This window comes from Pseudomonas sp. NPDC089554, assembly GCF_050280645.1.
GTDB lineage: Bacteria > Pseudomonadota > Gammaproteobacteria > Pseudomonadales > Pseudomonadaceae > Aquipseudomonas.
Genome location: NZ_JBNNVR010000026.1, coordinates 19,459 through 45,552, shown reverse-complemented (window position 1 = coordinate 45,552; position 26,094 = coordinate 19,459). Strand labels below are relative to the sequence as shown.

Below are 26,094 nucleotides of genomic sequence, written 5' to 3'. Positions count from 1 at the left end.
GCTGAAAACATGACACCCCATCCATCCCACGAACCCAGCCTGCGCAGCCAGGCGCACGACTGGCTATTGTTGCTGACCTCGGGTCGAGCCACGGTCGCCGATGCGCATGCCTTGCAGCAGTGGTGCGAGCAGAGCCCGGCGCATGCCGAGGCTTTCGAGTCCGCACGGGTACTGTGGCAACAGTTGCAACCGGCCGCGCAGCAGGCGCACAAGGTAGTGCCGCTGCGGCAAATGCGGCGGCGTGCATTCCTGGGCGGCGCCATTGCCGCTTCGGCGGGCTTGGTGATGCTGGGCGGGGGCATGCTCGATGGCCTGGGACAACCTGCTGCCGACTTCCACACCGCTGTCGGCGAGCAGCGCAAGGTGCAGCTGGCCCAAGGCGTAGATGTCGAGCTCAACACCCAGACCCGCATCAGCCGCCTGGGTACCTCGGGCCTGCAATTGCTCGAAGGCGAGTTGCAGGTCAAGGCCAGCGCGCCCGTGCTGGTGCAGGCGGGGGACGCGCAGCTCAATGCTGAGCTTGCCTGGTTCAACCTGCGCCAGATCGGCGAGCAAATTTGCCTGACCTGCCTGGCAGGGCAGGTGCAGGTGCACTGGCAGGGCCGCGCGATCACCCTGGCCAGTGGTCGACAGCTGCGCTACGACCGCAAGGCCATGGGCGAGCCGCAGGCCTTCGATGCCACCGAGGTCATGGCTTGGCGCGAGCAGCTGCTGGTGTTCCATGATGCGCCGCTGGTGCAGGTGATCGATGAAATCAACCGCTACCGCCCCGGCATGCTGGTGCTGCTCAACCCGAGCCTGGGCCGACGCAAGGTGCAGGCGCGCTTCACCCTGGCGCAATTGCCGGGCGTGGTCAGCCTGATCCGTGATGCCTATGGCGTGCGTTGCACCGAGTTGCCTGGAGGCGTGGTGCTGATCAGCTGACCGTGGCGCACGGTCACTGACCCAACGGCCCCAGCACCTGCCGATAGCGCTCCGGCCCCAGCGCACCTTCATGCACCAGGCGCACCTCCAGCCCCAGCGGGTTGTCCTGTCGCTTCCCGTCGACCTGCCGCCACCCCTTGCTGGCGTCCCAGTAGCGCAAGTCGAACTCACTCACCCCTTCGAGCACCGCCACCCGGCCCTTGGGCGCGGCGAGGGGAAAGCGTGCACTGGCCGCACCGCTGGCGCGGTACAGGGTGTGGCCATCGAGCCACCAGCGCACCCGTTGCAGGCCGTTGCCATCGGCACTGGTGCGGATCACTTCCAACTGCGGGCCACGGCGCTCGCCATCCCTGACGCTGAGCGCCGGCAGCGGTTCACGCGCAGGCTCAACACCGGCGGGTTGGGGCTCGGCCAGCTCAGTGGTCGCGCGCAAGGCCAGGTCGCGCTCCAGTTGACCGAACAGGCGCATCAAGGTACGCGTCTGCTCGGTGCTGGCGTCGACGTGTGTCGTAGCGCGGCTGACGCTGTCCAGGCCGCGCCAGGCCAGCAGGCTGACAATGGCCATCAGCAGGATCGCCACCATTACCTCGATCAAGGTGAACCCCTGCATGCCTCTGCGCTTCATGGCTGACGTACCTGCACCTGGCCTTTGGCATCACGCAGCACTTCCACTTGCTGCTGACCGCTGGTCAGCAACACCCGCATCGGCTCGCCCAGCCATTCGCCGCTGACCCGCAACACCTGGTTCGGCTCCAGGCGCACGCTCACCGGCGCCGCCTGCCAGCGCTGGGGGCGCAGCGGGCCGTCGTCCTGCACCACTTGGGCCCCGCGCAGGAAACGGTAGCCATCGCTGTCGGCCTGCCAGCGCAGGCTACGGCCATCGGCTTGCACCTGGCTGTGCGCGACCTGTAGCACCTGGGCCAGGCGCTGGGCATCGGCACGCAGTGTCTTGCCGGGGTCGTCGCGAATGCTCAGGCTGATGGCTGCACTGGCGATGCCGACGATCACCAGCACGACCATCAGTTCGATAAGGGTGAAGCCTGCCTGGCGGGTGGGGCGGTCCATGATCGTGAAACTCCTTTGGCTGCGCCGATCGTGCCTGCTGAAGATGATCGGTGTGTGAAATAAAAGCGTGAGGTTCTGGCGTTAAGCTCGGGCCAGGGACAACAGGGAGAACCGTCCATGGCCTTCGCGCTCACAGTCAGACCCGTTTCGCCGACCGCTCTTGTGCAGCTCGCCGCAGGCCTTGTGGCCATCGTCGGCCTGGCCTTCTGGGCGCCGCGCCTGCTGCCACCGCTGGAGCCTGCCCCCGCAGTTGCCCAGGCCAATGTGCCGGTGGCGCCACCGAGCGCCGCGGCGCAGTGGTTCGCCAACCACCCGGCTGAGGTCGAGGTCAGCGTCTCCGGCGTGCTGGATGCAGGCCGCGGTGCGGTGGCGATCCTCTCAGTCAACGGCGCCTCGCCCCAGGCGGTGCGGGTGGGTGAACAACTGGCGCGTGGGGTGCGAGTGGTCGCCATCGATGCCCAGGGCCTGACCCTGGAGCGTGGCGACAGCCGCAATCACGTGGCCGTCACCCCCTTGCCTGCGGCCCCGGCGCTGGTACCACTCACTCGGCCTTGACCGCACGGGCGACCCAGGTTTCCAGGCGGGCCAGCGGCGGTGCGTCCTGGCTGCGGTCATAGACCTGCACCTGGACGCGCCATAGCCCCGCACGCGGGCCTGCGCCCACCGACTCCTCGCAGCTCAGGCGCAAGCGCCCCTGGTCGCATTCCAGTCGGCGTTGGCCAGGGCGTGGGTTGCCCTCCAGGCGCAGTTCGGCTACCCGGTTCTGCGCTGCCAGCAGCGCCAGCGCCTTGTCTCGCAGCAGGCCATTGCCCTGGGTCATCAGGCCGGTGGCGCGGGCGGCGGCAGCCATCGCCACGGCCAGGATGGCCAAGGCCACCAGCACTTCGATCAAGGTGAAACCGGTCTGTCGAGCACCGCGCATGCGCACGTCCCCAGGGTGGTAGGCGGGGCTCTATGTTGCCTGTCGTGGGTGACCGCCAGGCGACGGGAACACCCGAGGTTTTTCAATATCACTGACATGTGCCTTTGCCATCATCGGCGCCGACTCGAACTCACGCCAAGGATTGCCGAGATGCAGATCGCCCGCCCGCCGCAGTTTTCACGTATTCGCCGCCAGCGTGGTTTCACCCTGATCGAGATCATGGTGGTGGTGGTGATCCTCGGGATTTTGGCCGCCATGGTGGTGCCCAAGGTGCTCGATCGCCCCGACCAAGCGCGCGCCACTGCCGCCCGCCAGGACATCGCCGGGCTGATGCAGGCGCTCAAACTGTATCGCCTCGACCACGGCAGCTACCCGACCCAGAACGACGGCCTCAAGGTGCTGGTGGAAAAACCCGCCAATGCCAAGGCGGGCACCTGGCGCAGTTACCTGGAGCGCCTGCCGAACGACCCCTGGGGCAAGCCCTACCAGTACCTGAACCCTGGCGCCAACGGCGAGATCGACGTATTCACCCTGGGCGCCGATGGCCAGCCCGAGGGTGAGGGCGTGAACGCCGACATCGGCTCCTGGCAGCTCTAGGCCATGAAACCTGTGGTATCGCAGGCGCGCCAGCGTGGGATGGCGATCGTCAGTGCCATGCTGATCGCCGCGTTGGTGGCGGTGCTGGCTGGCACCCTGACCGCCCAGCAGAGCCTGTTCACCCGGCAGATGGAGAACCAGCAACAGCGCGTGGTCGGCGCAGGCGTGCTGGAGGCGGGCCTGGCCTGGAGCCGGCAGTTGCTGGCAGAGCAGCGCCGCCTCGACCCGCTGGTGCGCCACGATCAGTTCTGGGCGCGCCCCATCGCCGACTTGGCGGTGGGCGTGCGCGGTGCGCGTTTCCAGGGCCAACTCGAAGACGAACAAGGCAAGTTCAACTTGCGCAACCTGGTCTATGAAGACCAGGTCGACCCCCTGGCCCAGGCTCGTCTACGTCGTCTGTTCGAGGTGCTGGAGCTGCGCCCGGCGTTGGCCGAGGTGGTAATGGAACGGGTCATCGACGGCTACCCCTTGCGCGAAGTGCAGGCGCAGAGCCCGGCCAGCGCGACATCCTTCGACAGCGGCCGGCTCACCTCGCCGGGCGCTGCCGAACGCGTGCATCCGCCTCGTCGGCCCATGCTGCGCAGCGTGCGCCAGTTGGCCGAATTGCCCGGCATGGACGCGGCCAGCCTGGCGCGCCTGGAGGCCTTCGCCACGGTGTTGCCGGCCAATACCTGGGTCAACGGCAATACCGCCTCGCCCGAGGTGCTGGCCGCGAGCGTGCCGGGCCTGAGTGTGCAGAAGGCCCGCAGCCTGGTCGCCGAGCGCGACGGTGGGCAGTGGTTCGTCAACCGTGGCGACTTCGTCAACCGCCTGCGTATGCCGCAAGTGCTGCTGGAAAGCGTGCCGGTGGGCATCACCAGCGACTGGTTCCGCCTGCTGGGGCACACCGCGCCCGGCGGGGTGCGTGTCGAAGCGTTGCTGCACCTGGGCGAGGCGGCATTGCCGTCGGTGGTCTGGTCGCGGGTGGGCGTATGAACGGGCAACTGCGGGTACGTTTGCCACGTCTGGACGCGTTGGACGACGCGACCTTGGATTACCTGTTGCTGGATCGCCAGGGGAAGTTAGAGGGCCAGGGTAGGGCAATGCCCAGTGAGCTGGCGCAGCTTGCCCGCAGCCGCCTGCTGGTGGCTTGGTTGCACCCGGACGATGCCGTGCAGGCCACCCTCGAGCTGCCGCCACTGCCCGCCAACCGCCTGGGCGATGCTGTACGTTGCGCGGCCCAGGGCTTGGTGCTGGGAGACATCGAGCAATTGCACATTGCCCATGGCCCACGCGAGGCGAACGGCCAGGTCAGCGTGGCGTGGGTCAGCCAGGCGGGTTTGCAGGCGCTCATGGCCTGGTCGCAGCGGGTGGGGTTGCGCTGGCGGGCGCTGCACCCAGCGCCCCCGCCCGGGGAGGAAATCCAGGCGCTGCCGCGTTGGGGGTTGCAGAGTGCCGTCAAGCGCAACGAGGGCGACGCCCGTGGCTGGCGCCGCGCCGCCGCTTGCGTTGGCCTGGCGGTGGCCGTGTGGGTCATTGGCCTGAACCTGCATGCCAGCCGACTGGCCGATGAGGGCCAGACGCTACGCCAACGCATGCACCAACAGGTCCGCCAGGCGTTCCCGCAACTGCCGGTGATCATCAACCCATTGCAGCAAGTGCGCCAGCAACTGCAGGCTGGCAGCGCCCAGGGCCAGGCCGATGGCAGTTTCCAGGGCCTGGTGCTGGCAGCGGGCGGCGCCATGCCGTTCCTCGCCGGTAGCCTCCAGGCCCTGGACTACAGCGGCGATGGCCTCGAACTGGAACTCGCCGAGGATGCTCGCCAGGCACCCACCGACCTTACCTGGCAAGCCACCCTCACCGGTCAGGGCATCGAGGCACAAGCCACCGCCGAGGGGTGGCGCCTGCGCGCGGCGACCCAGGTGACCGGCACCCAGGAGGTGGCCAATGTCCAGTAGCCAAGCCGCGCTGCGACAACACCTGGGCAAGGCCCGTGCCGCGTGGCAAGGCCTGGCCCCGCGCGAGCGCCGTGCCGTGGCGCTGGTGGGCGTGGTGCTGGCCACGGCACTGACCTGGCTGGTGCTGGTCGAACCCGCCTTGGCGCGCATAGACCACTGGCAGGCCGAAACCCCCAAGCTGCGCAGCCAGGCCCAGGCCTTGAGCGAATTGCTGGCCCAGGCCCCGCAAGCTGCGAGCAACCCCGCACAAGACGCCGAAGCCCTGCGCCACAGCCTGGCCAGCGCCGGGCTGGGCGAGTGCTGCCAACTGCAAGCAGCAGACGCGGGCTGGCAGCTCACTTGGCAACAAGCGCCAGCCGAAGCGGCCCTGGACTGGCTGACGCGAGTGCCCTCCCAGCACGCCCTGAAGGTGAGCGAAGCGCACCTGCGACGCGACGCCCAGCACAACGCCGACGCCCCCTCGACGCTTTCCGGAACTCTTCGCTTGGATCACGCGCTTGGCGCTAAGGAGTCACCATGACGTGCACAGCAATGCCCGCCGCGCAGCACAGGCGTCGGGCTCGTGCCCCCCTGGCAGTAGCGTTGGCGCTGGCACTCGGCGCGTGCAGCCAACACGACACGCGTCCACCCACCCCGCTTGCCAGTAGCGAACTGGGCCGCCCCTTGGCCAACGTGCGCCAGGGCGACACCGCGCTCGACCGCCAGCCCCAGGCGGAGCCGCAACGCCCGCAAGCACGCCGCAGCGTCAGCAAGGCCACGCCCCATAGCCATGGCAGCAGCGCCACGCCACCCGTCAGCGCCCCCCTGGGTGAGCAACCGGTACAGCTGAATTTCGTCGAAGCCGACATCCAAGCCGTGGTGCGTGCATTGTCGCGCGCCACGGGCCGCCAGTTCATGGTCGACCCCAGGGTCAAGGGCCAGTTGACCTTGGTCAGCGAAGGCGAAGTCCCGGCCCGCCAGGCCTACGCCATGTTGCTGAGCGCGTTGCGCATGCAGGGCTTCAGCGTGGTCGACGTCGGTGGCGTCAGCCAGGTGGTGCCCGAGGCCGATGCCAAGATGCTCGGTGGGCCGATCAATGCCCAGGACCGCGACGCCGGCAACGGCATGCTGACCCGCACCTTCCGCCTGCGCTACGAGAACGCCGCCAACCTGGTGCCGGTGCTGCGCCCGCTGGTCTCGCCGAACAACCCGATCACCGCCTACCCCGGCAACAACACCGTGGTGGTCACCGACTATGCGCAGAACCTCGACCGCGTGGCACAACTGCTCGACAGCATCGATGTGCCCAGTGCCATCGACACCGACGTGGTGCCGATCTACAACGGCATCGCCAGCGACATCGCCGCCATGGTCGGCGAGTTGCTCGAAGGCCAGGGCAACGACCCCACCCAGAAGATCAGCGTGATCGGCGACCCGCGTTCGAACAGCGTGATCATTCGCGCCGGTAGCCCAGAACGCACGCAGTTGGCTCGCGACCTGATCTACAAGCTCGACAACGAGAACCACAACCTCAGCAACCTGCACGTGGTCTACCTGCGCAACGCCCAGGCCAACAAGCTCGCCCAGACCCTGCGTGGGTTGCTCACCGGCGAAAGCGACAGCAGCACGTCGGATAACGCGCGCAACCTGCTCAGTGGCGGAGGCATGCTCTCGGGCAACCCGGGTTCAGGCTATGGCGGTAACCAGAACGCCAACGGCAGCAATGCCAGCCTGGGTAGCAGCAGCGGCCAGCTCCAAGGCCAACGCAGCGGCGCCAGCCAAAGCCAGGGCCAGGGCCTGAGCGGCTACGGCCAAGGCAGCGGCGAGGAGGGCGGTGCGTTTTCTGCCGGCGGTGCGACCATCCAGGCCGACGTCACCACCAACACCTTGCTGATCTCGGCGCCCGACCCGCTGTACCGCAACCTGCGCGAAGTCATCGACCTGCTCGACCAGCGCCGCGCCCAGGTGGTGATCGAGAGCTTGATCGTCGAAGTCGGCGAAGACGACGCCAACGAATTCGGCATCCAGTGGCAGAACGGCAACCTCGGCGGCAAGGGCTTCTTCGGTGGCGCCAACCTGGGCGGCTCGGGCCTGGTGCCCACGGCCAGGACCAGCCTCGACGCATTGCCGCCCGGCCTGAGCTTTGGCCTGGTGGACGGCACGGTGGACATCCCCGGCGTGGGCAAGGTGCTCGACCTCAAGGTGCTGGGCCGTGCACTCAAGAGCAAGGGCGGCAGCAACGTGCTGTCCACGCCCAACCTGCTGACCCTGGACAACGAAGCGGCGAGCATCTTCGTCGGCCAGACCATTCCCTTCGTCAGCGGCCAGTACGTCACCGACGGCGGCGGCAACAGCAACAACCCGTTCCAGACCATTCAGCGCGAGGAAGTGGGCCTGAAGCTCAACGTGCGCCCGCAGATTTCCGAAGGCGGCACGGTGAAGCTGGATATCTACCAGGAAGTCAGCAGCGTCGACGAGCGCGCCTCCAGCGCCGCCGGCACGGTGACCAACAAGCGCGCCATCGACACCAGTATCCTGCTCGACGACGGGCAGATCATGGTGCTTGGCGGCCTGTTGCAGGACGGCTATACCCAGGTCAACGATGCCATTCCGTTGCTGTCGGGCCTGCCCTGGGTCGGCGAGCTGTTTCGCAATGAACGGCGCCAGACCAACAAGACCAACCTGATGGTGTTCCTGCGCCCCTACATCGTGCGTGATGCATCGGTCGGGCGCAGCATCACCCTCAACCGCTACGACTTCATCCGCCGCGCCCAGAGCCAGCTCAAGCCTGAGCATTCCTGGGCCCTGCCAGAGATGGACATGCCACTGCTGCCGCCGGTCGAGCAGGCCATCCCCGAAGCCGCCCAGCGCGGCGCCAGCCAAAGGCAAACGCAGTGAGCCGTCTGCCCTACGCCTGGGCCAAGGCCCAGCGCCTGGTGCTGCTGGCCGAGCCGGGGGCGGACGGGGTGTTGCTCAACAGCTGCCCCTCGACCCCGGCCTGGGCTCTGGCCGAGGTGCGGCGGCAGTTCGGCGCGCAGGCGCATACCGAGCTTAGCGAAGAGGCCCTGGAGCAACTGCTGGTCAGTGCCTACGCCGACACCGGCAGCGCCGCCGCCGTGGTGGGCGCTGCGCAGAACGAAATCGACCTCGACCGCCTGATGCAGGACATGCCCGAAGTCACCGACCTGCTCGACACCCAGGACGGCGCCCCGGTGATCCGCATGATCAACGCCTTGCTCACCCAGGCGGCAGGCGACGAGGCCAGCGATATCCATATCGAGCCCTTCGAGACCCATTCGGTGGTGCGCTACCGGGTCGACGGCACCCTGCGCGACGTGGTCTCGCCGCGCAAGGGCCTGCACGCCGCACTGGTGTCACGGATCAAGATCATGGCCCAGCTCGACATCGCCGAAAAACGCCTGCCCCAGGACGGGCGCATCGCCCTGCGCGTGGCCGGGCGCCCCATCGACATCCGCGTCTCGACGGTGCCCACCGGGCATGGCGAGCGGGTGGTGATGCGCCTGCTCGACAAGCAGGCCGGGCGCCTGCAACTGGAAACCCTGGGCATGGAGCCGGCGCTGCTGGCGCGCCTGGACGGCTTGATCCGCCAGCCCCATGGCATCGTGCTGGTCACCGGCCCCACCGGCAGCGGCAAGACCACCAGCCTGTACGCCGCCCTGGCGCGGCTGGACGCCAGCGTCAGCAATATCCTCACCGTCGAAGACCCGGTGGAATACGACCTGGCGGGCATCAGCCAGATCCAGGTCAACGCGCGCATCGACATGACCTTCGCCGTGGCCCTGCGGGCGATCCTGCGCCAGGACCCGGACGTGATCATGATCGGCGAGATCCGCGACCTGGAAACTGCGCAGATCGCCGTGCAGGCCTCGCTGACCGGGCACCTGGTGCTGGCCACCCTGCACACCAACGATGCGGTGTCGGCGGTCAACCGCCTGGTCGACATGGGCGTGGAGCCGTTCCTGCTGGCCTCGGCCTTGCTCGGGGTGTTGGCCCAGCGCCTGGTGCGACGCCTGTGCGTGCATTGCCGTGAGCCGGACCCTGCGATGCCTGGGCAGTACCGCCCGGTCGGCTGCCTGCGCTGCAACCACAGCGGCTACAGCGGGCGTACCGGCATCCACGAACTGTTCTGCATCGACGATGCGATCCGCAGCCTGATCCATCAGGGCGCCGACGAACAAGCACTGCGCGCCCAGGCGCGATTGGCCGGCATGCTCAGCATGCGCGAGGACGGCCAGCGCTGGGTCGACAGCGGCGCCACCGCCACCGAAGAAATCCTGCGTGTGACCCGGGACGCCTGATGAACCGATACCAGTACGAAGCCGCCGACGCCCAGGGCCACCTGGCCAACGGCGTGCTCGAAGCCGACAGCCCGCAGGCGGCGATGCAGCAACTGCGCGGCATGGGCCTGGTGGCGTTGAAGGTGGAGCTGCAAAAGGTGCAAAGCGCTAATGGCCTGTTCAGCGCCAAGCTCACCGACGGCGACCTGGCCTGGGCCACCCGCCAGCTGGCCAGCCTGCTCGCCGCCGGTCTGCCGCTGGAAGGCGCATTGGGCGCGACCCTGGAGCAGGCCGAGCGCAAGCACGTGGCCCAGGTGCTGGGCGCAGTGCGCACCGATGTGCGCGGCGGCATGCGCCTGGCCGATGCCCTGGCCGCGCGCCCCCGGGACTTTCCCGAGATCTACCGCGCGCTGGTGGCGGCGGGGGAGGAGTCCGGCGACTTGGCCCAGGTGATGGAGCGCCTGGCCGACTACATCGAAGACCGCAACACCCTGCGGGGCAAGATCCTCACCGCGTTCATCTACCCCGGCGTGGTCGGGCTGGTGTCGATCGGCATCGTGATCTTCCTGCTCAGCTACGTGGTGCCGCAGGTGGTCAGCGCCTTCACCCAGGCACGCCAGGACCTGCCCGGCCTGACCCTGGTCATGCTCAACGCCAGCGACTTCGTGCGCGCCTGGGGCGTGCTGTGCTTCGCCGTGCTGGCCGGGGGCCTGTGGGCCTGGCGCCTGTACCTGCGCAGGCCCGCCGCGCGCCTGGCCTGGCATGCACGGGTGCTGCGCTTGCCGCTGTTCGGGCGCTTCGTGCTGGGCCTGAACACCGCACGCTTCGCCTCCACCCTGGCGATTCTCGGCAGCGCCGGGGTGCCGCTGCTGCGGGCGCTGGAAGCGGCGCGGCAAACCTTGGGCAACGACTGCCTCGACCACTGCGTCAGCCAGGCCACTGCGCGGGTGCGTGAAGGGGTGGGCCTGGCCTCGGCGCTGGCCACGGAGAAGGTCTTCCCGCCGCTGTTGATCCACCTGATCGCCAGCGGCGAGAAAACCGGCAACCTGCCGCCGATGCTCGACCGCGCCGCGCAAAGCCTGGCCAAGGACATCGAGCGCCGGGCCATGGGCATGACCGCGCTGCTCGAGCCGTTGATGATCGTGGTGATGGGCGCCGTGGTGCTGGTGATCGTGATGGCGGTGCTGCTGCCGATCATCGAGATCAACCAGCTGGTGCAGTGACGTTTTCTCGTTGAAGTTTTTTTGACGGCTTCGTGGCTCCCGAGTGCGTCGCCAGGTGAGTTCGGGAGTGTGGCCAGGCACCTTGGCCCAGGGGGCGCCTGGGGTCGCTGTCGCAAGGGCAGCGAAACGGCTGCCAAGGCCATGGCAAAACCCCTCGAACCCGGCCTCTGCTCCCGAGTTTTTTCCCTGCAAGCTCCCGATGTTTTTTCCTTTCACTGTCACCGCAACCTGCGAACTTCTCAATCGCGGATCGGTCGCCAAGCCCTCTGGAATAAGGGCTGTATCGATACCCTGCGTCATGCAAGACGTGGTTGACCCTCAACGTAACGACACGATGAAAGGAGATTCTTCATGTTCAAGCGCACTATGATCGCAGCCTCCCTGGCTGTTGCCGCTCTGGCTTCGGCTCAATCGATGGCAGCGGTCGTCGGTGGCGGCGCCACCCTGCCGCAAGGTCTGTACACCACCCCAGGCGTGCTCGGCACTGGCTTCGACACCTACACCGGTGTTGGCAGCGGCAAGGGCAAGTCGGCTTTCCTGAACAACCTCCCGGCTGACATCAGCAAGCCGGCTGGCGTGACCGTCGACTTCGCCGGTAGCGACTCGATCCTCACGGGTACTGAAATCAGCAACTACAACGCTGCTCACAACAGCGCTGGCAACACCCCGGCCAACAAGTGGGGCCCGCTGATCCAGGCGCCATCGGCTGCTACTTCGGTTACCGTGCCGTACAAGCTGACCCTGGATGACGGCACTGCCGTTACTGATCTGAACCTCACCAGCGGCGACCTGTGCAAGATCTTCTCGGGTTCGGTCACCACTTGGAATCAGCTGTACCCCAGCCTTCCTACCAAGCCGATCCAAGTGTTCTATCGTGACGGCAGCAGCGGCACCTCCGAGATCTTCACTCGTCACCTGAACGCTCGCGGCCTGACTGGCGCAGCGGACGATGCAGCGTGCGTTGGTGAGTTCGGCGTCAGCAGCACCTTCCTGACCGCAGTGGGTGGCAGCGTTCCCGCCAACTTCACCGCTGTGGCCAGCAGCTCGGCGATGGCCACTTCGGCCACCACCATCGAAGGCGCCATCGGCTATGTTGGCCCAGAGGATGTCGATGCTACCAACAATGCCAAGGTCGCTCGCGTGAACGGCCAGTTGCCAACCGTTGGCAATGTACAGACCGCTCTGGCCGGTGCACTGCCTCCGAGCACTGCCGCTGACCGCGCCGACCCTTCCAAGTGGGTGCCGGTTCTGCCTAACCCAACCAGTGGCTACTCGATGGTTGCCTACACCAACCTGATCTTCGGCCAGTGCTACCTGGATGCGGCCGATGGCACCAACGTGCGTGGCTTCATCAACCGTCACTACGGCACCAGCAACAACAACGATGCCGCAATCATCGCTCAGAAGCTGATTCCGCTGAGCACTGCCTGGAAGAACGCCGTACGCCTGCAATTCGGCAACCAGGCCAACACTCTGGGTGTGAACAACACCAACGTCTGCAACCAGCAAGGCCGTCCGGTGTAAGCCTCGCTTACCGCAACTGTTGCGCCTTGTCGGTAACGGCTTATGCCGTTACCGACTTTTGCATTTCATGGCCGTTGAGCCCGGATGAACTTTGCATGACAAAGGTTCGGTCCGTCGCTCTAGCAACCGCCTACATCTTATAGCCAGCACGCACCCCAGTGGCGTGCGCCACCTATCACCGCGATTGGCCAGAAAAGGACTTACTTCACATGCGTCTCGGCACTGCTGCTTCGCTTTCCTCTCGTTCCACCCACCAGGGTGAACGCCCCTTGCTGCGCCTCAAGCCGCTGGCCCACGCGATTGCGCTGATGGTGCTCGCTGGCGGAGCGCAGGCAGCGCCGCAGGCGTTCAGTTCGGCCTGGTTCGCCGCCAAGGGCAGTGCGGCCCAGGGCGGCGGCGCGGGAGGCGGGCAGGCGGGGCAGGTGCAGTTGCCGGGGCTGCCACCGCCGTTGGCCCAGCAGCAGCGCGCCAACGCGCAATTGCAGCGCTCGTTGCAGAACCTGAACAACACCGTGGCGGCCATCGCCGCCCAGCAGGCCAGCCAAGCCGCAGGCCGCGCCGCCGCGTTGGCGGCCGCGCAGACTATTCACAACGGTTTGGGCGGCAATGGCCTGAACCCGCTGCTCGGGCCTGATGGCAAGCCGCTGTTCGTCAACGCCGACGCGCCGGTGCAGAGCCAGGACGGCAAGACCACCAAGGTGAACATCAAGCAGACCGCCGACAAGGCCGTCCTCAACTGGGAAACCTTCAACGTCGGCCGCGATACCGAGCTGAGCTTCCAGCAGAACAGCGACTGGGCATTGCTCAACCGGGTTGGCAACAGTGTCGCGCCTAGCCAGATCCAGGGGGCGATCAAGGGCGACGGCACGGTGATGATCGTCAACAAGAACGGCATCGTGTTCAGCGGCAGCAGCCAGATCAACGTGCGCAACCTGGTGGCGGCGGCGGCCACCATTACCGACCAGCAGTTCACCGAACGCGGCCTGTACGTCGACAGCGACGGCTCGCAGCCTACCTTCACCCAAGCGGGTGGCAAGGTAGTGGTCGAGCGCGGTGCCGTGCTGCAAACCCATGCCCCGACCACCTCCACCCAAGGTGGCGGCTATACCCTGCTGCTGGGCAGCGAGGTGGAAAACGCCGGCCGCCTGATCAACCCCAAGGGCCAGGCCACCCTGGCGGCCGGTGAAGACTTCTACATCCGCAAGGGCGTGGGCACCGGCGGCAATACCTACTCCACCACGCGTGGCAACGAGGTGGCCACGCGCCAGGCCGTGGGCAGCAGCGCGGGCAAGGTGACCAACAGCGGGTTGATCCAGGCCAGCCAGGGCGATATCACCCTGACCGGCCACACCGTGATCCAGGCCGGCGTGGCCTTGGCCAGCAGCTCGATCGACAACCGCGGCACCATCCACCTGCTCAACTCGGCCAGCGACAGTACCGGCAGCGTCACCCTGGCCGAAGGCAGCGTGACCGCCATCGTCATCGATGCCGCAGCCGGTAGCGCCCTGGACAGCCAGCGCGATGCCATCCGCAAGGACTACGGCGGCCAGGTCAACCAGCGCAACGGCGCCTTCGACAACCTCAGCGCAGTGGCCGACGACCGCAGCCTGTCGCGGATAGAGATCGTCAGCGGCGGCACCGTGGAGTTCCAGAAGGGCTCGCTGACCCTGGCCACCGGCGGCCAGGTGGCGGTCACCGCCGGCAAACGCAGCCTGCTGCGCGAAGGCTCGACGGTCGATGTGGCCGGTGCCGTGGGCGTGCAGTTGGCTATGGAAAGCAACAACATCAAGGTCAACATACAAGGCAACGAGCAGCGCGACTCGGCGGGCAACCGCGACTCCGGCAACCTGAACAACACCGATGTGTGGATCGACATCCGCGACCTGGTGCGCGTGGCTGCGGGCGTCAATGGCTACGTGGGCGAGCGCTGGTACACCGCAGGCGGCCTGCTGGAGGTGGGCGGCTACCTGGGCACGCGCAGCCGAACCCTTGGTGAGTGGCTGGCACAAGGCGGCATCGTCAGCTTCACCGGCGGCGACCTGGTGACCGAGGCGGGTTCCGTGGTCAACCTCTCTGGCGGCACCGTGGATGTGCAGACCGGCTACCTCAAGCAGAGCTGGCTCAAGGGCGCCGACGGGCGCCTGTACAACCTGTCGCGGGCACCGGGTGACCTGCTCTACACCGGCGTCTACAAAGGCTACGAGCAGCACAGTGCGCGCTGGGGACAGACCGACTACTTCTACAACGCCCTGATCGCCCCGCGCGAGCGCCTGGAGAACGGCTACACGGTCGGGCGCGATGCGGGTCGGTTGGTGGTCGGCACCGCCAACGCCCAGCTCGAGGGGCAGATTCTTGCCGAAACCTTCAAGGGCGAGCGCCAGTTGCAGGCGCCTCAGAGTGGCGTCGATGGCTACCGCCAGAGCCACCTCAGCCAGGCCCGTGGCGGCCAACTGATCGTCGGCGACTATCGCCCGACCGCCAACGGCAGCGTGCTTAACGCAGGCGCTGGCAACCTCAAGCAAGTGGTGATTGGCCGCCAGGCTGCCAGCGACACCGTGCAAGACCTGAACGGCCAGGTCGCGGCGCAGCGCGAGGGCATTTTGCTGCTCGACACCGAGCGTTTGCAGGGCTTCAACCTGGGCGGGTTGCAGGTGGCGGCCCAGCAGAGCATTCGCGTCGACAACGCGCTGACCATGGCAGACGGTTCCGAGCTGGCGCTGCTGGCGCCGCAGTTGCAGGTCAACGCCGACCTGATCAACCACGGCGGCAGCATCAACCTGGGCAACCTGCAAGTTGGCTCGGACACGGTGCGCGTGGGCGATGCCAACCTCAATGCGCAATTGATCATCGCCAAGGGCGTGCGAGTAGACGCCAGCGGGCGTCGCCAGGAAGGCGCCAACAGCAATGCCTGGACGGTTACGCCCTGGCTGGATGGCGGCAGCATCGCCCTGCGTGGCACCGGCGATATCGACTTGGCCGAGGGCAGCGTGCTCAGTGTCGATGCCGGCGTGGCACAACGACCCGATGGCCGTTGGCAGGGCGGCGCGGGCGGTGACCTGACCCTGGCCAGCCTGCCGGTCGATGCCACCGGCGGGCGCATGACCCTGAACGGCGAGCTGCGTGGTTATGGCGCCAGCGGGGCAGGCACGCTGACCGTACAGGGCGACAGCATCAGTATCGGCGCGGTGTCGCCGACGGCGAACGTCAACCTGGGCAGCGACTTCTTCAACAAGGGCTTCGCGCACTACACCGTGATCGGCAACAAGCAGCTCGATGTGGCAGCTGGCAGCCAGATCGAAGTTACCCGCCCGGTGTACCGCATCAACAACGATGCCCAGTCTGCCGACCAGGCCCTGGAGCAATGGACGCCGCCGCGCTACCTCGAAGACGCTGACGCCGGTGTGCTCACCCGGCGCCAGGGCGCCAGCCTGACGTTGCAAGCTGGCACCGACCGTGACACCACTGCCGCGCAGATCGCCCAGCGCCAATTGCAGGTCGGCACCGGCAGCCGGGTGCAGGTCGACGACGGCCAGTCGATCACCCTGCGCAGCGCTGGCAACCTGCTGGTCGATGGCAGCCTGATCGCCCATGGGGGCAAGATCCGCCTCGAAGAAACCCGTACCAACGCCGCATTGGGGAACGTCACCGGCCTGGCCCCGCACCAGCGGGCGATTCGCGTGGGCAGCAATGGGCTGCTGGATGTGTCGGCACGTGCGGTCACCGCCGTCGATGCGCAGGGCCAGCGCTACGGCCTGCTGCAACAGGGCGGCAGTATCGTCGTGGGCGGCGCCTTCGACCCGGCGCTGGGTGCTGCGCTGTCGCCGGACCTGTTCGTGGTGATCGAGAAGGGCGCACGCCTGGACGCCTCGGGCACCCAGATGACCGTCGATGTGCCGCAACTGGGCGCCATACAGTTGGCCAGCAACGGCGGCAGCATTGCCCTGGCCTCGGCCAACGGCCTGTACGTGGACGGCGAGCTGCGTGCCGTCTCGGGCGGTGCGGGCGCTGCCGGTGGTAGCCTGTCGCTGGCCTTGGACAGCTTCACCTACTCCACTACCGACCCAGCCTATGCCGCTGCCGTACGCACCCGGGAACTGCGCGTGAGCCCAACCGGCGAGGCGTTCGACAACAGTACCGGCAACCTGCAGTACGGCCATGGGCATGTGAGCGTGGAGCAGATCGAGCAGGGCGCATTCGACCAGCTCACACTGTTCAGCCGCGGCGTCATCTCCTTCACCGACGATGTCACCTTGAAAACCAACCAGAGCCTGCAACTGTATGCCGGTGCCCTGGGGCTGGCCGAGCAGGCCCGGCCCGATAGCAAGGTGGCGCTGGCGTCGGCGCATGTGCGGTTGTCCGGTTACACCAATCGGGACGCTACGGGCGCTGGCTTCACCAATAATGAGTTGAGCCGCAACCTGTCGACACAGGTCGACCAAGCGCGCTTGCGTGTCGACGCGGGGTTGGTGGAGTTCGGCAACACCTTGAAGTTCGGCACCGGTGGCGTGGGCGCTGGGCAAATCGACCGACGCGGCTTCGCTGAAATCGACGTGCACAGTAGTGGTGATCTGCGTTTGCTCAAGAGCATCCGCGGCGCCAACACCGAAGTCATCGCCCCAGGTACGCTGAACCTGGTGGCGGCGCAGATCTACCCCGGCACCACCGCCGACGCGATCGTACGGGCAAAGCACATCGCCATTGGCCGCAACAACGCGGCTAGCATTCCCGCACAGCCGTATTCGCTGTTCGGCAGGCTCAGCCTGTTCGGCGATACCATCGACCAGGGCGGTGTGCTGCGTGCGCCAATGGGCAGCCTGACCCTCGGCGACAAGAGCACCCGCGAACTGACCTTGCGCCCCGGCAGCCTGACCTCGATCAGTGCCAAGGGCCTGCTGATGCCATTCGGCGGCACGGTGGACGGGCTGGTTTACACAGCCGCAGGCGCCAACCTGGACAGCACCGCGCTGAGCCGCGTGCCCACATTGACCCTGGGCGCCGGCAGCGTCGTGGTGGAGGAGGGTGCAGTTCTCGACCTCTCCGGCGGCGGTGACATCCTTGGCGCCGGGTTCGTTTCCGGGCGCGGCGGCTCCACCGACGTGCGCTACCACCCCCTGGTGCAGATCAACCCTGATGGCACCTTCACCTTGCCGGGGCTTTCGACCAACCCGGTCTACGCCATCGTGCCGGGCGTGCAGCCGAACGTGGCGCCTTCGGCGCTGCCCGGTGAGGCCGGCAGCCAGCCGCTGATCGGCCAGCAGATCACCCTGGACGTCGGGGTGCCTGGTCTGCCAGCGGGCACTTACACCCTGTTGCCGGCTAGCTACGCGCTGTTACCCGGCGCCTATCGCGTCGAGGTCAATGGCCTGGCCACCGCTGGCGCCCCGCGTGGCAGCGCCCTGGCCATGCGCAACGGCTCCTGGGTCGTGACCGGCAAGCGCTCGATCGCCGGTACCGGCGTGGGCGATGCGTTGTCCCAGCAATTGATCCTCAGCAGCGCCGATAGCGTGCGGCGCTACTCTCAGTACAACGAGACCAGCTATGCGCAGTTCCTGATCAACGACGCTGCGCGCCTGGGCATTCCGCGCGCAGCGCTGCCGATCGATGCCAAGTCGCTGACCCTCAACCTGGGTGTCAACCGCACCGAGCGCCCTAGCTTCAGCATGAACGGCATATTGCTTAACCAGGCTGAAGGCAGGGGCTACGGCAGCATCGCCAATGTGCTGTTCGACGGCACTCTGCTGGTGCATGGCGAGCGAACGCCACAACTGTTGGCTGGACAGACAGCTGTATCGGCACAGCAACTCAACAGCCTGGGGGCCAGCAGCCTGCGCATCGGCCAGGTAGCGACGCGCGTCTATGGCAAGGAAGGCAACCTGCTGGACTTCGGCAATGCCCCCGGCATTAATATCGTCGTGCAAAGCGGGGCGCACTTGCGTGCTGGGGAAGTCATTCTGGCGACTGGTCAGATTGCAGGTGCTATCACGGTAGAGACAGGCGCTCGTATCGATACCCTGGGGGCGGGGGCTCCCGCTTATGACAGCAGCAGCGGATATCTCTATCAACCCAAGAACAGCAGCCTGCTGATCGTCTCCAACGGGTGGGTGGATGTCATGGCACCTTGGAAGAACGGTGGCTCGGGCGGCGGATCCGGCAGTATCTTGATCGGCACATGCCAACTTACCTGCACCGGGCAGACCGAGCTGTACTCCGAAGGCACCATCGCCATCGCCACCGACAACCGTTTCAGCCTCGACGACCAGGTGCGTTTCGGTACTCGCAACCTCACCTTGGCCGTAGGTGCGATCAACGTCGGCAGCGCTCAGAGCCTGGCCGCTGCCAGTGCCGCAGGCCTGTTGCCCAGCGGCCTGACCCTCAACCAGCAGGTGCTCGACCGCCTGTTGCGAGGCGACACCCAATACGGCGCGCCGGCCCTCGACACCCTGACGCTGAACGTGCGCGAGAGCTTCAACTTCTTCGGCACCACCAGCCTGGACACCATCGACCCAAGCACCGGCAAGTCGCGCCTGGACACCCTGGTGCTCGGCACCCCGGCCATCTACGGCCTGGGCAATGCCCAGGACGTGGCCACTATCCGCACCGGCAACCTGGTCTGGAGCGGTGCCACCCAGGCCGCGCCTGCTCTACTCAACGGCGGCGCGGGCAGCGGCAGCGGGCGCCTGGTGTTGCAGGCTGAGCGCATCGAGCTGGGTTACGGCCCGAAAGTCCAGAGCAGCAGCCAACCGGCGTTCGACCGCCTGGCCCTGGGCTTCAGCGACGTCGAGATGCTGGCCAGCGAGCGCCTTACCGCCAACCACCGTGGCAGCCTGTCGGTCTACCAGCGCCAGGGCGAATACGTGGCCGGCGAAGGCTACCGCTACAGCGGTGGCAACCTGATCGTGCGCACGCCGCTGGTGACCGGTGAGGCCGGCGCAGTCAACCAGGTGCGCGTGGGCGGCACCCTGCAATTGCTGGGCAACGGCACCACGCCGCCTGGCGATGCCGACCTGGCTCGCGATGCCCTGGGCGCCGACTGGACCTTCAAGGCCCAGCACATCGATGTAGACACGCGCATCGCCCTGCCCAGCGGCAAGCTCACCCTCGAGGCGCAGAACGACCTGCGTTTGGGCGACGCCGCGTACCTCGACCTGGCCGGGCGCAAGGTCAGCTTCAACGACGTGACCAAGTACAGCTGGGGTGGCGACGTGATCCTGCGTAGCCAGCACGGCAATATCTACCTGGCGCAAGGTTCGACCGTCGATGTGCACGCCGAGAACAACCAGGCCGGCAGCCTGGAAGTGGTGGCACTGGATGCCGCAGCCGGGCGTGTCGACATGCTTGGACGCATGCTCGGCGGCAGCTCGGGCTATTACGATGCCGGTGGCACTAAGGTGCCTTACGCCGCCGGTGCCTTGAACCTGCGCGCGCAGCGCCTGGGCGATGACTTGAATACAGCCTTCGCCAACCTCAACCAGCGCCTGAATGAAGGCGGCGTGGTGGGCGTGCGCCGCTTCCAGTTCAAGCAGGGCGACCTGACCATCGGCGACGGCGTGCGCGCCAACCAGGTGGACATCTCGCTCGATAACGGCCACCTGCAGGTCAATGGCCTGATCGACGCCAGCGGCGAGCGGGTGGGCAGCATCCGCCTGGCTGGCAAGCAAGGCCTGACCCTGGCCAGCGGCGCGGTGCTCGATGCCCATGGCCGTGTGCTGCGGGTGGACAGCTACGGGCAGATCATCGACAGCCCGAACCGGGCCATCGTCGAGCTCAATTCCGGCGAGGGGCAACTGACCCTGGCCCGTGACGTGCGCATCGACCTGCGCCATGGCACCGATGCGACAGTGGGCACTGGCTTCGGCCAGCACGATGGCCGCGCACGCGGCACCTTGGCCCTGTACGCTCCGCGCCTGCGTGCCAACGACCCACGCTATGGCGACATCGCCATCGACGCCTCCCAGGCGCTGGAGATCCTCGGTGCCCAGCGCATCGACCTGTTCGCCATGGCCCGTGACTACAACGCGCCACTGGGCACCGACCCGCTGGCCAGCGGCAAGACCTACGTGCAGATCGACCAGGCCTACCTGGATGCACGCCACCTCGAAAGCGAGGACTTCATAAGGAACGCCCTGGCCAACGATGCCTTGCTCAACGGCAAGCTCGCCGGCCTGATCGACTCACCGCAGTTCCACCTGCGCCCGGGCCTTGAGGTCGTCACCGAGCATGACCTGGTGGTCAGCGGCGACATCGACCTGTCGCGCTACCGCTACGCCAGCCTCAACCCGGCCACACAGAAGGTCGACGGTGTGTACGGCTCGGGCGAGGCGGGTAGCCTGAGCCTGCGCGCCGCAGGCGACGTGGACGTGCTCGGCAGTATCAACGATGGCTTTACTCCACCGCCGGACACCGACGATGACGGCGGCTGGTTGCTGCTAGAAGGGCGCCTGGCCTACGGCGCCCAGGTGGTGGTGCCCAACGGCGGCGTGGTACTGCATGAAGGCACCGGCTTCCTGGCCGGGCAGGTGCTCAACTACGACCTGCCGATGCAGGCGCGCAATATTCTCGCCGACACCGTGCTGCCGGTGCAGGGGACTCTGGCGGCGGGTATCGACCTGCCGGCCGGCACCGTACTGTCGGCGGCGATCTACAACGCCGACGGCAGCCTGGCGGTGGCCGCTGGTACACGCCTGAGTAGCGCCCTGCATCTGAACGCTGGCATGCAACTGGGCGCTGGTATGCGCCTGGTGGTGGACACGCCGCTCACCGCCATGACCTGGCCCAAGGGCGTGCCGTTGCCGGCCCAGTCCAAGAGCACCTTGGTGCCAAACGCTGATGACCTGGTACTGCTGGCTGGCAACCTTTCCCTGAAGCGAGGCTCGATCATTCCTGTACGCACCGATGTGAAGCTCGGCGGCGCAGGCCCGGTGGAACTGCGTCCGGACGGCGAGGGGCGCAACTGGGCGGTGGCGACCCTGTTGCCGGCTGGTTCGCAGTCGTGGGACTTGCGTGTGGTCGCTGGTGCCGATACCGAAGCGGCTGATCCACGTCTGACTGACCCATGGAGCAGTGGGCGCCTGCGCCTGGCCGATCACCATGTGGGTATGCTTGCCACTCCATCTTCAGGGGGTAGTGGTTGGGTATGGACCGAGGAGGGCATTGCAGGCTGGGGTGATGATTCCTTCAAAGTGGGTGACCCCATCGATTTCGATCTCATTCAGTACCCGACACTGTGTGATGACTTCCCGACTTGGTGCGCCAAGGCGCCAAAACCTAGTGGTTGGGTGTGGACCGAGGAGGGCATTGCAGGTTGGGGTGATGATTCCTTCAAAGTGGGTGACCCTATCGATTTCGATGTCATCCAGTACCCGTCGCTGTGTGATGACTTCCCGACCTGGTGTGCTAAAGCACCGCCCAGCAATGAATACGAACTGGCCGGGGGAGGCACGCGTTTCAGCGTACTGCGCACCGGTACCGGTGATCTCGATCTGATCGCCGCAGGTAATCTGGACATGACTACCTTGTTCGGTGTGTACACCGCCGGTACTGCGACAGAAGTCGATGCGGCCTATCGCTTGCCGCGCGGGCTGGGTAGCGATGGTCAGGTGTTGCCGGATCTGGTGGGCGACAAGGAAGCGTTGGTCGACGACAACGACAAGAGCCTCTACCAAGCATGGTACCCCCAGCAGGGTGGCAACCTGTCGTTGACAGTGGGCGGTGACCTGACAGGCAACTCGCTGAGCCGCTCCTACATGGATGGTGGGCCTCTCAAGCAATTACCTACGGCCCAGGTAGGCAATTGGCTGTGGCGCCAAGGCAGCGGTACTGCCTTGGCCGAGGATGAGCGTATCCCGACGGCGTGGTGGATCAACTTCGGTACCTATGTACGCTCTGAGCGGGCCACGGTACTGGCCGGATTCACCGGTTTCGGTACGTTGGGGGGCGGTGATCTGGATGTGACGGTCGCCGGTCATGCGGGCAATTTGGATATCCGTGGCAAGAATAGTGACGCAGTGCGCACTCAGTGGGACGACAGTGCCCGTACTCAGGGCCTGCAATTGGCAGTCGGCAGCACCGGTCGAGTGGGCAACGATGGTCGCGTGATGCAAACCGGCGGCGGCGACTTGAACCTGAAGATTGGTGGTGCCTTGAACCCCAGTCAGTCCGCCATGGGCCGTGCAGATGCCGGTGAGGTGATGGGCGTCTCTGCTCATGACCTACAAGGCACATTGGTCAACCTGCGCGGCAATCTACGGATATCGGCGGGGGCGGTAGGTTTTGTCAAGCCTGACTACGACACACCGGACTCCCATGAAAACCGCGCGCGTGAACCCTTCATCGCTACCCGAGCACGACTTGGCGGTGGTTTGGTGATCGTACCGGGCGATGCAACCGTACAGCTCGATACCCGCTCCGACCTGGTGCTGGGCGGGGTAGCCGATGCCGGTCGGGCCCCAAGCTTCAATACTACCCCCTTTGCTGGTAATGCTGGCGGTGGCAGCAGTTGGTTCAGCCTGTGGACGGCCAACACAGCCATCGACCTGTTCTCGGCCGGTGGTGACGTGGTGCCAACTACACAAATTGCAGAGACAGAGATCAATGGTTCGCCGTTGAAAGGCTTGGACACCAGCGCCACCGATGGCCGTTTCGTCTACCCGTCGATCCTGCGAGCGGCGGCCGCCGGCGGTAGCATCTACTACGGCGAGTCCGCCGATGCTCGTGACGCAGCCAAGCGCTACTCGCTGCTGCTCGCACCGTCGTCACGTGGTGAACTGCAACTGCTGGCACAAGACTCCATCTACGCCGGTGGCTATGTCGTCAGCCAGTCCGGTGCCGCCCAGAGCGCCTTGGCGACCCCATTCAACCCTGCCTTCATCGGCAGTTACAACGGCCAACGCGTAACCAATCAGACGCCAGATGGCATCAAGGCTGACCTCGACTCCAGCAGATTCCCGCTGTTCGCCTTCGGTGGCACGGGCGCCGCCAACGCCTACACCCAACTGCAACCCGCCCGCATCTACGCCGTGACCGGCGACCTGATAGGTGTTCGCGTAGGCGAGATCCTCGACTTCGGAACCGGGCGCAACGGCGCGGTATGGTACGAAGCCGCCGCACCGGTATGGATGATGGCCGGGCGCGATATCGTCTACAGCGGCACGCAAGTGGGCGAGCGAACCACGGCACCGAGCGAACTGACCGACATAGCCACTGCGACCGTGTTCTCCACCGGCAACCTGTTCGTACACAACGCCGTCACCGACCACTCGCAAGTGGTAGCCGGCCGCGACATCATCTTCAGCAGCTTCAACGTAGCCGGCTCCGGCACCCTGACCGTCAGCGCCGGGCGCAACCTGCGCATGGAAGACCGCGCCTCCATCACCAGCCTCGGCGGTATCGCTGGCGACACCCGCCCCGGCGCCAACCTGGTCTTGCAGGCTGGCGTAGGCGCCGCTGGCCCCGACTACAGCCGCTTCATCGCCCAGTACCTGAACCCCGCCAACCTGGCCAGCAGCGATGCCAGCCTGGCGGCGCAACCGGGCAAGGTGGCCAAGACCTACGCCGAGGAACTGCGCCTGTGGCTGGCCGAACGCTACGGCTTCGAAGGCAACGCCGAGCAGGCCCGCGTGCGCTTCGCCGAGCTGCCCGCCACCGAGCAGGCCGTGTTCGCCCGCCAGGTGTACTTCGCCGAGCTGCGTGCCGGTGGCCTGGAGTACAACGAAGCCGGGGGCGTGCGCCAGGGCAGCTACCTGCGTGGTCGCAACGCGATCGCCGCGCTGTTCCCCGAGCGCGACGTGGCGGGCAACCCGATCCAGTACGACGGCGATATCCTGATGTTCGGCGGTTCCGGCGTGCGCACCCAGGTTGGTGGCGGCATCCAGATGCTTACCCCCGGTGGCCAGCAGATCTTTGGCGTGGAAGGCGAAGCACCACCGTCCACCTCGGGTGTGATCACCCAGGGCCGTGGCGATATCCAGCTGTACGCCAAGGGCAGCATCCTGCTGGGCCAGAGCCGCATCATGACCACCTTCGGTGGCTCGATTCTCGGCTGGTCGGCAGAAGGCGACATCAACGCCGGGCGCGGCTCGAAGACCACCGTGGTCTACACCCCGCCGCGCCGCCTGTACGACCTCTGGGGCAACAGCAGCCTGGCGCCGACGGTGCCGAGCACCGGTGCCGGTATCGCCACCCTGGCGCCGGTGGTCGAGGTGCCGCCAGGCGATATCGACCTGATCGCGCCGCTGGGCACCATCGATGCGGGCGAGGCGGGCATTCGCGTGTCGGGCAGCGTCAACATCGCCGCCTTGCAGGTGATCAACGCCGCCAACATCCAGGTGCAGGGCGAGGCCAAGGGCATTCCGGTGGTGGCCTCGGTCAACACCGGGGCGATCACCTCGGCCAGCTCCGCCGCCTCTTCGGCCACCCAGGCCGCGGAAGATGCCGCACGCCAGCAGCAGAACGCCGCGCGGCAACGCCAGCCGTCGGTGATCACCGTGCAGGTGGTCGGCTATGGCACCGAACGCCTAGTGCCGGAGCGCGAAGGCGCCAGCCTGGACCGCCAGTACAACCGCCAGAGCCCGGTACAGGTGCTGGGCGCGGGCGGGCTGGACGAGCAGGCGAGGGCGCAGTTGACCGAAGAGGAGCGCCGCAACCTGCTCTGACCTGGCCAGGCTCGCTAACAAAAAGCGGCGCCTCCCAATGGGGAGGCGCCGTTTTTTTGCCTGTAGCCCGATCCCAACCACCGAAAGCAGCGCCACCCCCTGTAGGAGCGAGCTTGCCCGCGAACCAGGGCAAAGCCCTGGCCACACACCGCGGTGCCTGATTCGCGGGCAAGCCCGCTCCTACAGGTATTGCGTCGTTCTTCAAACCGGTGGGGTACCTGGCGACCAATTTCGTGATGAAGCTTTCGTGACAAAAGTTCGGTAGCAATGCGCCACCCCCGTCTTCGGAATGTGCAGTCCTCGAGCAGCCGCTCAAGGGCCGAAAGGAGTGGAGCAATGGGGTCTATGGAACGCTACGCGAAAGTGGGTATGCAGGAGCTGGACCAGCGCCTGGCCAAGATCGTCGAAGCCGCACGCAAGCGCCCGGTGTCGGTGTACCGCTACGGTGCACCCTGGGTCTGGATCGTCTCCCAGGATGATTGGCAGAGCGCCCTCAAGGCCGCCGACAGTTGCATCCCCCCCGGCCACTCCCTGGTCCTGCTCAAGCCCAAGGTCGAGGCGCTGCTCGAGGCCGAACGTGGCCTGCTGGTAGGGCTGGCTGAGCAGCATGCCATGCACTTCACGCCCCACGCCCTGATGCAGTTGTTGCTGCTGCAACTGCTGTACGCAGTACCCAGTGAAAAGCAGCTCTACGAACAGCTCAACTACAACCTGCTGTTTCGCTGGTTCGTCGGCCTGGAGCTGAAAACCCGGGTGTGGCCGTTCAGCCAGTTCAGCCAGGACATCAGCGTGCTGCTGGGCAGCGAGCCGGCCATGTGCCTGCTCGAACGCATCGTCAACGACGTGTGCAGCGGCGCCTTGGCGCAGATGCCGGAATTCAGCCTCAACCTGGCCTTGCTGCACAGCTGGCTGGCCAAGCACTCAGGCCAGGCCTGTACACAAAACAACCCATCTTGATCATGGCCGCTCGGCCAA

15 protein-coding genes are annotated in these 26,094 nt (G+C 66.5%); 12 read left to right on the top strand and 3 right to left on the bottom strand.

The genetic code is table 11. From position 1 onward, the window contains the following. Window positions 1-9: 9 nt before the first annotated feature. Window positions 10-924, top strand: a complete 915-nt coding sequence (locus ACQKPE_RS10690) for a FecR family protein (RefSeq protein WP_427665604.1) — start codon at window positions 10-12, stop codon at window positions 922-924. Window positions 925-937: 13 nt separating this feature from the next. Here ACQKPE_RS10690 and ACQKPE_RS10685 read toward each other — a convergent pair whose 3' ends face one another. Together ACQKPE_RS10685 and ACQKPE_RS10680 are read right to left on the bottom strand one after the other, a co-directional pair. Beyond that, window positions 938-1,549 carry a PulJ/GspJ family protein gene (locus ACQKPE_RS10685; protein WP_427665602.1) on the bottom strand — a complete coding sequence of 204 codons (612 nt, stop codon included), beginning with the start codon at window positions 1,547-1,549 and terminating at the stop codon, window positions 938-940. Then, window positions 1,546-1,989 (bottom strand): prepilin-type N-terminal cleavage/methylation domain-containing protein, encoded by a 444-nt coding sequence (locus ACQKPE_RS10680; protein WP_427665600.1) that lies wholly within the window; start codon window positions 1,987-1,989, stop codon window positions 1,546-1,548. The genes ACQKPE_RS10685 and ACQKPE_RS10680 overlap by 4 nt, the downstream gene beginning before the upstream one ends. 162 nt (window positions 1,990-2,151) lie before the next feature. Here ACQKPE_RS10680 and ACQKPE_RS10675 point away from each other — a divergent pair, with 162 nt between their 5' ends. Next, on the top strand, window positions 2,152-2,544 hold the full coding sequence (locus ACQKPE_RS10675; RefSeq protein WP_427665598.1) for a type II secretion system protein N: 393 nt from the start codon (window positions 2,152-2,154) through the stop codon (window positions 2,542-2,544). On the opposite strand, the gene gspI is transcribed toward ACQKPE_RS10675, so the two are convergent. Beyond that, the gene (gene gspI / locus ACQKPE_RS10670; protein ID WP_427665596.1) at window positions 2,531-2,911 is read right to left on the bottom strand and encodes a type II secretion system minor pseudopilin GspI; all 381 of its coding nucleotides are present in this window, start codon (window positions 2,909-2,911) and stop codon (window positions 2,531-2,533) included. The two genes, ACQKPE_RS10675 and gspI, sit on opposite strands and share 14 nt — an antisense overlap. A gap of 150 nt (window positions 2,912-3,061) precedes the next feature. Here gspI and gspG point away from each other — a divergent pair, with 150 nt between their 5' ends. The 10 genes from gspG (at window position 3,062) to ACQKPE_RS10620 (ending at window position 26,076) form a co-directional block, all read left to right on the top strand. Beyond that, entirely contained in the window at window positions 3,062-3,508 is a 447-nt protein-coding gene (gene gspG / locus ACQKPE_RS10665) for a type II secretion system major pseudopilin GspG (RefSeq protein WP_427665594.1), read from the top strand. 3 nt (window positions 3,509-3,511) lie between these two features. Continuing rightward, window positions 3,512-4,483 (top strand): type II secretion system minor pseudopilin GspK, encoded by a 972-nt coding sequence (gene gspK / locus ACQKPE_RS10660; protein ID WP_427665592.1) that lies wholly within the window; start codon window positions 3,512-3,514, stop codon window positions 4,481-4,483. Continuing rightward, window positions 4,480-5,445 carry a type II secretion system protein GspL gene (gene gspL / locus ACQKPE_RS10655; RefSeq protein ID WP_427665591.1) on the top strand — a complete coding sequence of 322 codons (966 nt, stop codon included), beginning with the start codon at window positions 4,480-4,482 and terminating at the stop codon, window positions 5,443-5,445. The genes gspK and gspL overlap by 4 nt, the downstream gene beginning before the upstream one ends. Further along, complete coding sequence (gspM, locus tag ACQKPE_RS10650; protein WP_427665589.1) at window positions 5,435-5,965, top strand: type II secretion system protein GspM; 531 nt, start codon at window positions 5,435-5,437, stop codon at window positions 5,963-5,965. The genes gspL and gspM overlap by 11 nt, the downstream gene beginning before the upstream one ends. A gap of 11 nt (window positions 5,966-5,976) precedes the next feature. Then, window positions 5,977-8,322 carry a type II secretion system secretin GspD gene (gene gspD, locus ACQKPE_RS10645; RefSeq protein WP_427665641.1) on the top strand — a complete coding sequence of 782 codons (2,346 nt, stop codon included), beginning with the start codon at window positions 5,977-5,979 and terminating at the stop codon, window positions 8,320-8,322. Then, window positions 8,319-9,743: a type II secretion system ATPase GspE gene (gspE, locus tag ACQKPE_RS10640; RefSeq protein ID WP_427665587.1), complete on the top strand. Its 1,425-nt coding sequence runs from the start codon at window positions 8,319-8,321 to the stop codon at window positions 9,741-9,743. The genes gspD and gspE overlap by 4 nt, the downstream gene beginning before the upstream one ends. Continuing rightward, the gene (gene gspF / locus ACQKPE_RS10635; protein WP_427665585.1) at window positions 9,743-10,945 is read left to right on the top strand and encodes a type II secretion system inner membrane protein GspF; all 1,203 of its coding nucleotides are present in this window, start codon (window positions 9,743-9,745) and stop codon (window positions 10,943-10,945) included. The genes gspE and gspF overlap by 1 nt, the downstream gene beginning before the upstream one ends. 351 nt (window positions 10,946-11,296) lie before the next feature. After that, window positions 11,297-12,469 carry a substrate-binding domain-containing protein gene (locus tag ACQKPE_RS10630; RefSeq protein WP_427665583.1) on the top strand — a complete coding sequence of 391 codons (1,173 nt, stop codon included), beginning with the start codon at window positions 11,297-11,299 and terminating at the stop codon, window positions 12,467-12,469. A 209-nt stretch (window positions 12,470-12,678) separates the two neighbouring features. After that, window positions 12,679-25,119 carry a filamentous haemagglutinin family protein gene (locus tag ACQKPE_RS10625; RefSeq protein WP_427665581.1) on the top strand — a complete coding sequence of 4,147 codons (12,441 nt, stop codon included), beginning with the start codon at window positions 12,679-12,681 and terminating at the stop codon, window positions 25,117-25,119. 345 nt (window positions 25,120-25,464) lie between these two features. After that, window positions 25,465-26,076, top strand: coding sequence for a transposase (locus ACQKPE_RS10620; RefSeq protein ID WP_427665639.1), 612 nt, complete (start codon window positions 25,465-25,467; stop codon window positions 26,074-26,076). Window positions 26,077-26,094 lie beyond the last annotated feature (18 nt).